The 12,099-nt window shown below is 69.5% G+C and carries 11 protein-coding genes; 7 read left to right on the top strand and 4 right to left on the bottom strand.

Annotation, left to right across the window (positions count from 1 at the left end; genetic code table 11):
• Positions 1-370 precede the first annotated feature (370 nt).
• Together OG885_RS27520 and OG885_RS27515 are read right to left on the bottom strand one after the other, a co-directional pair.
• On the bottom strand, positions 371-1,066 hold the full coding sequence (locus OG885_RS27520; RefSeq protein ID WP_405736208.1) for an HAD family hydrolase: 696 nt from the start codon (positions 1,064-1,066) through the stop codon (positions 371-373).
• Positions 1,067-1,172: 106 nt separating this feature from the next.
• Positions 1,173-1,688: a DUF6912 family protein gene (locus OG885_RS27515; RefSeq protein WP_405736205.1), complete on the bottom strand. Its 516-nt coding sequence runs from the start codon at positions 1,686-1,688 to the stop codon at positions 1,173-1,175.
• A 345-nt stretch (positions 1,689-2,033) separates the two neighbouring features.
• On the opposite strand from OG885_RS27515, the gene OG885_RS27510 reads away from it, so the two are divergent.
• From OG885_RS27510 to OG885_RS27490, 5 genes are all read left to right on the top strand, one after another.
• Positions 2,034-2,657: an Rv3235 family protein gene (locus OG885_RS27510; protein WP_405736202.1), complete on the top strand. Its 624-nt coding sequence runs from the start codon at positions 2,034-2,036 to the stop codon at positions 2,655-2,657.
• Between the two features lie 244 nt (positions 2,658-2,901).
• Complete coding sequence (locus tag OG885_RS27505; RefSeq protein ID WP_405736199.1) at positions 2,902-3,396, top strand: toxin-antitoxin system HicB family antitoxin; 495 nt, start codon at positions 2,902-2,904, stop codon at positions 3,394-3,396.
• A 78-nt stretch (positions 3,397-3,474) separates the two neighbouring features.
• Positions 3,475-4,317, top strand: coding sequence for a DUF4097 family beta strand repeat-containing protein (locus OG885_RS27500; RefSeq protein WP_405736197.1), 843 nt, complete (start codon positions 3,475-3,477; stop codon positions 4,315-4,317).
• A gap of 65 nt (positions 4,318-4,382) precedes the next feature.
• Positions 4,383-5,375 carry an ATP-binding cassette domain-containing protein gene (locus OG885_RS27495; RefSeq protein ID WP_405736195.1) on the top strand — a complete coding sequence of 331 codons (993 nt, stop codon included), beginning with the start codon at positions 4,383-4,385 and terminating at the stop codon, positions 5,373-5,375.
• Positions 5,372-6,160 (top strand): ABC transporter permease, encoded by a 789-nt coding sequence (locus OG885_RS27490; protein ID WP_405736192.1) that lies wholly within the window; start codon positions 5,372-5,374, stop codon positions 6,158-6,160. The genes OG885_RS27495 and OG885_RS27490 overlap by 4 nt, the downstream gene beginning before the upstream one ends.
• A gap of 85 nt (positions 6,161-6,245) precedes the next feature.
• Here the strand turns inward: OG885_RS27490 and secA are convergent, their stop codons facing one another.
• Entirely contained in the window at positions 6,246-9,086 is a 2,841-nt protein-coding gene (secA, locus tag OG885_RS27485) for a preprotein translocase subunit SecA (protein ID WP_405736190.1), read from the bottom strand.
• A 269-nt stretch (positions 9,087-9,355) separates the two neighbouring features.
• On the opposite strand from secA, the gene OG885_RS27480 reads away from it, so the two are divergent.
• The gene (locus OG885_RS27480) at positions 9,356-9,937 is read left to right on the top strand and encodes a GNAT family N-acetyltransferase (protein WP_405736187.1); all 582 of its coding nucleotides are present in this window, start codon (positions 9,356-9,358) and stop codon (positions 9,935-9,937) included.
• 52 nt (positions 9,938-9,989) lie between these two features.
• On the top strand, positions 9,990-11,183 hold the full coding sequence (locus OG885_RS27475; protein WP_405736184.1) for a winged helix-turn-helix domain-containing protein: 1,194 nt from the start codon (positions 9,990-9,992) through the stop codon (positions 11,181-11,183).
• Here OG885_RS27475 and OG885_RS27470 read toward each other — a convergent pair.
• Positions 11,169-11,915, bottom strand: a complete 747-nt coding sequence (locus OG885_RS27470; RefSeq protein ID WP_405736182.1) for a response regulator — start codon at positions 11,913-11,915, stop codon at positions 11,169-11,171. The two genes, OG885_RS27475 and OG885_RS27470, sit on opposite strands and share 15 nt — an antisense overlap.
• Between the last annotated feature and the right edge of the window lie 184 nt (positions 11,916-12,099).

Here is a 12,099-nt window from a genome sequence, read left to right as displayed (position 1 = left end):
CCCGGGGTGTCCGGTCCGCTCCGACGCTATGCCGCGAGGTGAGATGGGCGGGGTGATATCAGCCAATGTCGACGCCCTCGAAAGGTGTGACGCTGCTCTCTGGGAGGCCCTGTCACGAGGTGTGCGCGGCGCCCTGGAGGGTTCCGCACCTCCGTCCCGCCCGCGCGGACCAGCGACTGACGCCCGGACACGGATGTCGTCCGTGTTCTCCGGGCGCAGGGCAGGGGCGACAGTGCCCCCGCGAGATATCGCGCTGATCACGCCACCAAGGCTATCGCTCCCTACAGGGGCCCCGTCATGAGCCGTATGTGTACAAAAGCAGGGGTCGAACTTTGACGTTCTGCACAGTCCCCGCCCTCGCGCCAAACGGTCACGCCGCTATGCGCTCCGCCTCCGCGACGGCCTCGGCCAGTGAGTCGACGACCGGAACGCCGACCTCCTCCAGGCTCGCCCGGCTGTGCGATCCCCCGGTGTACAGCACCGCCCGCGCCCCCACGTGCAGTGCGGCCACCGCGTCGTCGGCGGCGTCCCCGATCACCACCGTACGAGCCGGATCGACCCCGGCGAGCGCCGCCACGTGCCGCTCCATGTGCTCCGCCTTGCTCCCCCCGGACGGCCCGGTACGCCCGTCGACCCGGACGAAGTGCGCCTCGATCCCGAACCCGCGCACCAGGGGTACCAGGTCCTCGTGCCCGTACATGCTGAGGATCGACTGGCTGCGTCCCGCCGACCGCCACCCGATGAGCAGCTCCGTCGCCCCGACCGTGAGCCCGCACCCCACCCGGTGCTCGGTGTAGTACCGGTGGAAGGTCTCGTCCATGACCAGCCACTCGGCCTCGGTGGGCAGCCGCCCCATCAACCGCTCGTAGAACTTCGGCACCGGCACGCAGTACAGCGCCCGGTACTGCTCCATCGTGATCGGCGCGAGCCCCAGCTCGGCGAACGCCGCGTTCGTCGCCCCGATGATCGCGTCGTTGTCGTGGAACAGCGTCCCGTTCCAGTCCCAGACGATGTGCGCGCCCGTGCGCGTGCCCCTGCCGTGCGTCCCCATGCCGTGCATCCCCATGCCAAAAACCTACCCGCCCCCACTGACAATCAAGAGACCCGCAGGTCAGGGGACGAATATGCCGGAATATGCCCAACCGGCACTCAACCGGCGCGGCCTGACGGCCTCAGCCGTCCAGTCCCACCAGGTTCGCGATCTCCTGCGTGGCGTACCAGAGCAGTTCGTGGTCCTCGGTCCCGTCCACGACGAACTGCGCGTCGTCGTCCCCGCCGTCCGCCGCCGCCAGCGCCCGCGCCCCCGCGGCCACGTCGCCCTCGGCGTCGCTCGCGTCGACGTGCACCGCGGCCGCCTTGGCCAGCGCCACGCCCCGGGCGACCCGCACCTCGCCGAGCGCCGCCGGATCGAGCCCGCGGTCCGGGTCGGCCACCGCCGCGCCGTCGGGCACGTCGACCGCGACCACGACCCGGCGCCGTACCGCCTCGGGGTCGGCCGCCAGCAGCCGAAGCGAGGCGAGCGCGGCCCGGTTCAGCGCCGCGTATTCCAGTTCCTCGATGTCGTCGGAGAGGTACCACTCGCGCAACGCGGGCGTCACGGCGTAGGCGACGAGCGGACCGGGACCCAACTCGCCCGTCTTGTACGCCTCGGCGAGACCGGAGAGGGTCAGGGGGACGTAGACGCGCATGGTGGCTGCCGCTTTCGTGGTCGGGGGGCGGGATCCGGGGAGGCCGACGACATGCCCTCGGAGGCCTTCAGGATACGTGCGGAAGCAGCCCTGGCGTCCCCTTTCGAGCCCCCACCCCGACACCCGAAGGCGTCCACCCGCGTCCGGAAACTCACCCGGCACACCCCCGCGATCCCGGGCTTCCGCCCCCTGGAATCACCCGGATAAGCGAACCTTCCCGGCCCTCGCCATCAGCCCGGCCCTTCCTTGCCGCGGCCGCCCTCGCCCCCGTACAAGATCCCCAACCGCCGAAGTTACCGCCCGGTACACATCGCACCGCTCCGGGCTCCACGAACGGGGATCTCCATGAACAAGGTCATGACCAGGTCGCAGCTCCGCCCCGGCACCCGCCCGCCGAGCCGCCGCGACACCCGCCGCCCCGGCGGAGCCCCGCCCCGCACTCCGGTCGGCGGCGCCACCCGCACCGCCCCCGACGACGGCCGCCCGCCGGGCTCCCCGAACGGCACCGGCCCCACCAGCCGCACCAGGCCCACGGACAACCGCCCAGCGACCCCCACTCCCCCCGGCCCCATCACCCTCGGAGCGAGCCACGCCGCCCCCACCCGCACCCCGTACAGCCCCGTCCCCCAGCTCCACCCCACCGACCACATCGCCGAACTCCTCGTCCTGGTCCTCAGCGGCCAGCGCCCCGTCCACTCGATGCTCCGGCACACCGTCGGGCAGGCCTACGACGAACTGGCCACGCTCGCCGAACGCGGCCCCCTCCGCGCCCGCGGCACCCGCCCCGTGGTCCGCGACATCGGCTACTACGTCCCTCGCCCCGGCGCCTTCGAGGCCTTCGCCCGCATCGGCGCCGGCGACCAGCTGCGCGCCATGGCCTTCCGCGTGGAACAGGGCCGGGACCGCCGCTGGCGCTGCACCGCGGTGGAACTGGGCGGCCTCCGCGATCGCCGCGCGGCCGACAACTGAGACCCGTCACCTCAAGCCCCCTCAAGCCCCCTCGAGACGCCACCGTGGCACCACATGGCACCTCGTGGCACCTCGTGGTGCCGCACCTCACCGAGTAACGCCACGTGACATCACCGCAAGCCAACCCGGCGCCATCTGTTTCTCGCAGGTCAAGGCACCCATCCGCGCACCCCACCCTCCCTCCGACGTCAGCTCGACGCCACCACGCTTGCGCATGGCGCCAAAGTGGTGCCATCATGACGCCATGGACCTCACCCCGTACGTCGACACCCTCCGCCGCGAACTGGCGGTGGCCGCCGAAGCCGGTGGCGACGAAGCCCGTGAGCTGGCCGAGCGGCTCACCGCCCCTCTGGAGTCGGCGACCCGGCTGACCATGCTCAACGTGCTCTCCGCCGCGATGGACGAGATCACCCGCGAACTCGCCCCCGGCTCGGTCGACGTACGACTGCGCGGCCTCGACCCCGATTTCGTGGTGACACCGCCGCCCACCTACACCGACTCCCCCGCCGTGGAACCGCTCCCGACCCCCGCCGACGGCGACGAGGGCGGCACCGCCCGCGTCAACCTGCGCCTGCCGGCCCACCTCAAGGCCCGCGCCGAGGAGGCCGCGAACCGCGAGGGCCTGTCGGTCAACGCGTGGCTGGTGCGCGCCGTGTCGGCCGCGGTGGACGGCGGAGCACCGCCCCGTACGGCACAGAAGACCCGCACCGGACAGAACTTCACGGGCTGGGTGCGCTAGCCCCGCCCGCCGACCACTTCACCCACACCACGTCCCACCTGCGGGGACGCCCCCATCAGCCACGAGGACGGTACAGCCATGCCTACTTTCGACACTCCCGAGCCGATCTCGGTCGTCGCCCACGTCGGCGCCGGGTCCGTCCAGTTCAGCGCCACCGACCGGGCCGACACCGTCGTCGACGTGCAGCCGGGCGACCCGAAGCGGGACAAGGACGTGAAGGCGGCCGCGCAGACCGAGGTCACGTTCGTGAACGGCGTCCTCAGCATCAGGACGAAGGAGCGCCGCGTGATCGGACCGAGCGGCATCGTCTCCGTGACGGTCGAACTGCCCACCGGCTCCGGCGTCGACGCGACCGGCTCCTGGACGCAGGTGCTCGGCGAGGGTGTCCTCGGCGAGGTCCGCGTGAAGACATCGACCGGCGACGTCCGGCTCGACACAACCGGGTCACTGCGCCTGGAGGTGTCGCACGGCTCGATCACCGTGGGCCACGCCGAGGGCCGCGCCGAGATCAGCAGCAGCAGCGGCGACATCCGCGTCGGCACCGTGGCTGGACCCGCCGTCCTGAAGAACACGAACGGCACCACGACCGTCGGCGTCGTCACCGGCGAGCTGCGGATGAGCGGCACCAACGGGGGCATCGACATCACGCGCGCCGAGGCGTCGGTCGTCGGCACCTCGACCAACGGCCACCTGCGCGTCGCCGAGGTCGCCCGCGGGGAGGTCCGGCTGGACACCTCCAACGGCTCCATCGAGGTCGGCGTCCGCGAGGGCACCGCCGCCTGGCTCGACGTCAGCTCCCACCGCGGGCAGGTCCGCAACGCGCTGACCGCGTCCGAGGCCCCGGAGCAGACGGAGGACACCGTCAAGATCCGCGCACGGACCAACTGGGGCAACATCGACGTCCTGCGCGCCAAGGCCTGACCCCGCGCCCCATCTCCACCCTCCCCAGCCTCCTCACCCACTTCAGCCTTCGAGCGGAGGGCTCCATGCCTTCATCTGTCATGTCCACGTCTACACGGCAGGACGGTGATCCGTCCCCGGTCGCCGTGTCCACCACCGGTCTGCGCAAGTCGTACGGCGACAAGGTCGTCCTCGACGGGATCGACCTGCACATCCCGGCAGGCTCGGTCTTCGCCCTGCTCGGCCCGAACGGCGCCGGCAAGACCACCGCCGTGAAAATCCTCTCCACCCTCATCACCCCCGACGCCGGCACCGCCCACATCGCCGGCCACGACCTCACCACCACACCCCAGGCAGTGCGCGCCAGCATCGGCGTCACCGGCCAGTTCTCCGCCGTCGACGGCCTGATCACCGGCGAGGAGAACATGCTCCTCATGGCCGACCTCCACCACCTCCCCAAAACAGAAGGCCGCCGGATCACCGCCGAACTACTCGAACGCTTCAACCTCACCGACGCCGCCAAGAAGCCCGCCTCCACCTACTCCGGCGGCATGAAACGCCGCCTCGACATCGCCATGACGTTGGTGGGCAGCCCCCGCATCATCTTCCTCGACGAACCCACCACCGGCCTCGACCCCCGCTCCCGCCACACCATGTGGCAGATCATCCGCGAACTCGTCACCCACGGCGTCACCGTCTTCCTCACCACCCAATACCTCGAAGAAGCCGACGAACTCGCCGACCGCATCGCCGTCCTGAACAACGGCAAGATCGCCGCCCAAGGCACCGCCGACGAACTCAAACGCCTCATCCCCGGCGGACACATCCAACTCCGCTTCACCGACCCCACCGCCTACCGCACCGCCGCCTCCACCCTGACCGACACCACCCAGAACGACGAAGCCCTCACCCTGCGCATCCCCAGCGACGGCAGCCAGCGCCAACTCCGCGCCCTGCTCGACCAGTTGGACACCGCAGGCATCGAGGCCGACGAACTGACCGTCCACACCCCCGACCTCGACGACGTCTTCTTCGCCCTCACCGACGACACCGACCAGCCGAAGGGAGCTGTGCGATGAGTGCCCTCGCCCTCGCCGTGCGCGACTCGTCCACGATGGTGCGGCGCAATCTGCTGCACGTACGCCGCTATCCGTCCATGACGCTGAACCTGCTGCTCACCCCGGTCATGCTGTTGCTGCTGTTCGTCTACGTCTTCGGCGACACCATGAGCGCCGGCATCGGCGGCAGTGCCGACCGCTCCGCCTACATCGCCTACGTGGTGCCGGGCCTGCTGCTGATGACGATCGGCGGCACCACGATCGGCACCGCGGTGTCCGTCGCGATGGACATGACCGAGGGCATCATCGCCCGCTTGCGCACCATGGCCATCCACCGCGGCTCCGTGCTCGTCGGACACGTCGTGGGAAGCGTCCTGCAATGCGTGATGAGCGTGGTTCTCGTCGGCGCGGTCGGTGTCGCCATCGGCTTCCGCTCCACCGACGCCACCCTCCTGGAATGGCTCGCCGCCTTCGGACTCCTCACCCTGTTCGCCCTGGCGCTGACCTGGATCGCCGTCGGCATGGGGCTCGTCAGCCCCAACGCCGAAGCCGCCTCCAACAACGCCATGCCACTGATCTTCCTGCCCCTGATCTCCAGCACCTTCGTCCCCATCGACGCCATGCCCGGCTGGTTCCAGCCCATCGCCGAGTACCAGCCCTTCACCCCCGCCATCGAGACCCTCCGCGGCCTCCTCCTCGGCACCGAGATCGGCCACAACGGCTGGCTCGCCCTCGCCTGGTGCCTCGGCCTCGCAGCCCTCGGCTACCGCTGGTCGAAGGCGGTCTACGACCGCGACCCCAAGTAGCCGCAGCCGCCTCTCCGGTACGACGAAGGGCCGGGCCACCTGAGGTGGCCCGGCCCTTCAATCCGCTACGGCGTCACAGACACCGTCACTTCTTACGGCGACGCCCACCGCGCGCCTGCTTGCGCCGCTCCGCGCGCGTCAGACCGTCCGCCTCGGAACGCACCGGCTCGTCGTCGTCGGCGAACTCGCCCTCGACGACACCGCCCTCGCCGTCCACGGTCGGCGCGGAGAAGTGCAGATCCCGACGCTGCGGGGCGTCGAGCCCCTTGGCGCGGATCTCCGGACGGGCACCGGCCTGCGCCGGGACCGAGTCCTGCTTCTCCAGCGACGGCGCGGCATCCTCGACGGGGACCTCCTCGACCTGCTGCTCGACCTGGACCTCCAGGTTGAACAGGTAGCCGACGGACTCCTCCTTGATGCCCTCCATCATGGCGGTGAACATGTCGAAGCCCTCGCGCTGGTACTCGACCAGCGGGTCCTTCTGCGCCATCGCGCGCAGGCCGATGCCCTCCTGGAGGTAGTCCATCTCGTAGAGGTGCTCGCGCCACTTGCGGTCCAGGACCGACAGCACGACCCGGCGCTCCAGCTCACGCATGATCTCGGAGCCGAGCTGCGCCTCACGCGCCTCGTACTGCTCGTGGATGTCGTCCTTGATGGACTCGGCGATGAAGTCGGCGGTCAGCCCGGCCCGGTCGCCGGCCGCTTCCTCCAGCTCCTCGACGGTGATCTTCACCGGGTAGAGCTGCTTGAAGGCGCCCCACAACCGGTCGAGATCCCAGTCCTCCGCGAAGCCCTCGGCGGTCTCCGCGCTGATGTACTCGTCGATGGTGTCGTCCATGAAGTGCACGACCTGCTCCTGCAGGTCCTCGCCCTCCAGGACGCGGCGCCGCTCGCCGTAGATGACCTCGCGCTGGCGGTTGAGGACCTCGTCGTACTTCAGGACGTTCTTACGGGTCTCGAAGTTCTGCTGCTCGACCTGCGACTGGGCGGACGCGATCGCGCGCGTGACCATCTTGTTCTCGATCGGCACGTCGTCCGGCACGTTCGCCATGGACATCACGCGCTCGACCATCTGAGCCTTGAACAGACGCATCAGGTCGTCGCCCAGCGACAGGTAGAAGCGGGACTCGCCCGGGTCGCCCTGACGGCCGGAACGGCCGCGCAGCTGGTTGTCGATACGACGCGACTCATGCCGCTCGGTGCCCAGCACGTACAGCCCGCCGAGGTCCTTGACCTCCTCGAACTCCGCCTTGACCGCCTGCTCGGCCCGCTCCAGGGCGGCCGGCAGGGCCTGCGCCCACTCCTCGATGTGCTCCTCGGGGTCGAGGCCGCGCTGGCGCAGCTCCGCCTCGGCGAGGTCCTCGGGGTTGCCGCCGAGCTTGATGTCGGTACCACGGCCGGCCATGTTGGTGGCCACGGTGACGGCGCCCTTGCGGCCGGCCTGGGCGACGATCGTCGCCTCCCGGTCGTGCTGCTTGGCGTTCAGCACCTCGTGCTGCACACCGCGCTTGCTGAGCTGCTGCGAGAGGTACTCGGACTTCTCGACCGAGGTGGTGCCGACGAGGATCGGCTGGCCCTTCTCGTGCTTCTCGACGATGTCGTCGACGACCGCCTCGAACTTGGCGACCTCGGTGCGGTAGATCAGGTCCGACTGGTCCTTGCGGATCATCGGCTTGTTGGTCGGGATCGGGACGACGCCGAGCTTGTAGATCTGGTGGAACTCGGCGGCCTCGGTCATCGCCGTACCGGTCATGCCGCACAGACCGGGCTGTTCCTTGCCGTCGTGGTCGTGGCGCTTGTAGAGGCGGAAGAAGTTCTGGAGGGTGATCGTGGCGAGCGTCTGGTTCTCGTCCTTGATGTCCACCCCTTCCTTCGCCTCGATCGCCTGGTGCATGCCCTCGTTGTAGCGGCGGCCGGCGAGGATACGGCCGGTGTGCTCGTCGACGATCATGACTTCGCCGTCCATGACGACGTAGTCCTTGTCCTTCTTGAAGAGCTCCTTCGCCTTGATGGCGTTGTTCAGGTAGCCCACCAGAGGCGTGTTCACCGACTCGTAGAGGTTGTCGATGCCCAGCCAGTCCTCGACCTTGGCGACACCGGCCTCGTGGATGGCGACGGTGCGCTTCTTCTCGTCGACCTCGTAGTCGCCGGTCTCCTCGATGCCCTTGAGAGGGTTGCCGGCCTCGCCCTTCTTCAGGCGGGTGACCAGCTTGGCGAAGTCGCCGTACCACTTGGTGGCCTGGTCGGCCGGGCCGGAGATGATCAGCGGCGTACGGGCCTCGTCGACCAGGATGGAGTCGACCTCGTCGACGATGGCGAAGTTGTGGCCGCGCTGGACGAGCTCGTCCTTGGACCACGCCATGTTGTCGCGCAGGTAGTCGAAGCCGAACTCGTTGTTCGTGCCGTACGTGATGTCACAGGCGTACTGCTCGCGGCGCTGGGCCGGCGTCATGTTGGCGAGGATGCAGCCGACTTCCAGGCCCAGGAACTTGTGGACCCGGCCCATCATCTCGGAGTCGCGCTCGGCCAGGTAGTCGTTGACCGTGATCAGGTGAACGCCCTTGCCGGACAGCGCGTTGAGATAAGCGGGCAGGGTGCCGACGAGGGTCTTGCCCTCACCGGTCTTCATCTCGGCCACATAGCCGAGGTGGAGGGCCGCGCCACCCATGATCTGCACGTCGTAGTGACGCTGGCCGAGGGCGCGCTTGGCGGCCTCGCGCACGGTGGCGAACGCCTCGGGGAGCAGGTCGTCCAGCGTCTCACCATCGATGTACCGCTGCTTGTACTCATCGGTGAGGGCCCGCAGCTCGGCGTCGGAGAGGTCGACGAAGTCCTCTTCGATGGAGTTGACCTGGTCCGCGATGCGGTGCAGCTTGCGCAGGATCTTGCCTTCGCCTGCACGCATGATCTTCGAGAGGACGGACACGGGGGTTGGTCTCCTTGCCGGTCGGGCCTGGGACGGTCGGTTTCCATTTGACTGACTGAGCAACGGCCATCGTATGCGAGGACATGGCCACGCCGGGAGCCTGCCGGGGACGCCGACGGTCCGCTGCTTCAAATCTCCGTCAAAGGGGACAACGGCCGGGGGTCACCGATGGTGCCGCCCTCCCTCGACGAATTGCGCGAAAAGTGATCACGCGCTCACACACCGCAAAAAGATGGCGCTTGTCGTGAATCCCCGAGCAGAATCGGCCGATGGAACCCGTCACGCTCACCACCGGCCGCCTCCTGCTGCGCACGGTCGGCCCACCGGACACCGACACCGTGTACGAGGCCGCCCAGGATCCCGAGATCCAGCGCTGGACCACGATCCCCTCGCCCTACCTGCGCGAGCACGCCGAGAGCTTCACGGACCAACTGGTCCCGGACGGCTGGGCGAACGGCTCCAGTCTCACGTGGGGCCTCTTCCTCCCCGAAGGGGAGGAACTGGTGGGCATGCTCGGCCTTTCCATGCGTTCCATGAGCGCGGCAGAGGTTGGTTTCTGGGGCACGAAGGAGCACCGGGGCAACGGTTATGTCACCGAGGCCGTCCTCGCCGCGGCCCGCTGGGCCTTCACCCAGCTGTCGATCGACCGCGTGGAATGGCGCGCGGAGGTCGGCAACCGTCCCTCGCGCGCGGTGGCGGAGCGCTGTGGTTTCACCGTCGAGGGCGTGCTGCGTTCCGGCCTCGTCCACCAGGGCGTACGCCGGGACTGCTGGGTGGGCTCGCTGCTCCCGTCGGACCTGGGTCTGCCCTCGACGGCACCGTATCTGCCGGCGCGCACCGAGCTGCCGTAGCGATGGCGCAGCTCACGCCCCGTTGTCAGTGCCGGCGCCTATCGTCCGCATCATGACGACCCCGCGTCCCTCGACCGAACTGACCGCCGACGAAGCCCGCCGCATCGCCCTGCGCGCCCAGGGTTTCCTCGGCACCCCCGACCGCCGCTCCGGCGTCCGCGGCGTCCTGCGCCACCTGGGCGCGGTCCAGCTCGACACCATCTCGGTCCTCGCCCGCTCCCATGAACTCATCCCCTACGCCCGCCTGGGAGCGGTCGGCCGCAAGACCGTCGAGAACGCGTACTGGACCACTGCATCCGTTGGCGCGCCTCCGGCACGACCCAACGCCTTCGAGTACTGGTCCCACGCGGCCTGCATCCTCCCCATCGAGGAATGGCCCCACTTCGCGTTCCGCCGCCGCGCCTACCGCAGCCGCCCGCACTGGAACCACGACCTCCCCGAGGGCACCTACGAGCAGGTCATCAAGCAGCTCCGCACCGAAGGCCCCCTCACGGCCACGGAGTTGGGCGGCGCGAAGAAGACCAGCGAGTGGTGGGACTGGTCGGGCACCAAGGTCGCCGTGGAGCGGGCCCTCATGTACGGCGAGGTCGTCTGTGTGGAGCGCCGCGGCTGGAAGCGGGTGTACGACCTCGCCGAGCGCGCCGTCCCCGAGGCGCTGCTGCACGACGAGCTGGACGACGCCGAGTGCCTGCGCCGTCTGGTCCGCCTCGCCGGGCAGTCCCTGGGCGTCGGCACGCGCGCGGACATCGCCGACTACCACCGTCTCAAGGCCGAGCAGGTCGACGCGGTGATCGCCGACTCGGGCCTGGTCCCGGTCACGGTCGAGGGCTGGGGCAAGCCGGCCTGGGCCGACCCGGAGGCCCTTGGAACCCCGCCGCGCGGCCGCCACCGTACGACCCTGCTGTCGCCGTTCGACTCCCTGATCTGGGAACGGGCGCGTACGGAGCGGATCTTCGGCTTCACCCACCGCCTGGAGGCCTACGTCCCCAAGCCGAAGCGGATCCACGGCTACTTCGCGATGCCGGTCCTGGCTGGCGGCCGTCTCGTCGGCCGCGTGGACCCGGCGCGCGAGGGCAGCACCCTGGTGGCCCGGCAGGTCACGCTGGACGGCCCGAAGGCGGTCCCGGCGGTCGCCCAGGCGCTGGTCGAGGCGGCGAGCTGGGTGGACTGCACGGACGTACGCGTGGAGCGGGTGGACGCGCCCGAACTGCGCGCGCCCCTCACCAAGGCGCTAGCGGATCTCTAGGATCTTCTCCCGCATCGCATAGACGACGGCCTCCATCCTGGAGTGCAGCTGCAGCTTCTCCAGGATGTTGCGCACATGGTTCTTCACGGTGTTCTCGGAGATGAACAACTCCTTGGCGATATCGCGGTTGTTCATTCCGGTGGCGACAAGCTTGAGGACTTCCAGTTCCCGGTCCGTGAGCCGCGGCGCGGGCACCAGCCGACGCTCATCGGTCCGCTGGATCATCGACTTGAACTCGGTGAGCAGCTTCGACGCCATGGACGGGCTGATCTGCGACTGTCCGTCGGCCACTGCGCGAATGGCGGTCGCCACCTCGTCCGTGGAGATCTCCTTGAGGAGATAACCGGTCGCGCCCGCCTTGATCGCCTCGTAGAGGTCGGCCTCCTCGTCGCTGATCGTCAGCATGATGATCTTCGCGCTGGGTGCGACCTCCTTGATGGAGGTGCAGGCCTCGATACCGCCCCGCTTGGGCATCCGTACGTCCATCAGGACGATGTCGGGCAGCAGGTCGGCGGCCTTGTCGACGGCCTCGGCGCCGTCGCCCGCCTCGCCCACGACCTGGATGTCCTCCTCGGCCGCGAGCACGATCTCCAGTCCCCGCCGGAAGAGGGCGTGGTCGTCCACGACCAGGACACGGATCGGCTCCTTGCGTGGAGAGCCCGTGTCCGGGCCCATGTCGGTAACGCCGTCGTCGGCGTCCCCGTCATGCATCGGTCCGAAAGTGTCCGCCATCGTTCCTCCCCCTGAAGGCTGTGGCTGGTCCTGTGCCATCGCCAACCCAAGGCAACGGCCCAGCGGTTGGGCCGGTGCGGCCATGATTCCATGCCCGGACGACACCGCGGTGACCGAGCGGGGCGTGAAGTGGTCGCACGCCGGTGCCCCTGGGGGCGCACACGCGCTCCAGGGGCACCGGCTC

This window comes from Streptomyces sp. NBC_00028 (assembly GCF_045041065.1).
Lineage (GTDB): Bacteria > Actinomycetota > Actinomycetes > Streptomycetales > Streptomycetaceae > Streptomyces.
The sequence above is the reverse complement of the archived record's forward strand: the minus strand, read 5'-3'. Positions and strand labels throughout refer to the sequence as shown.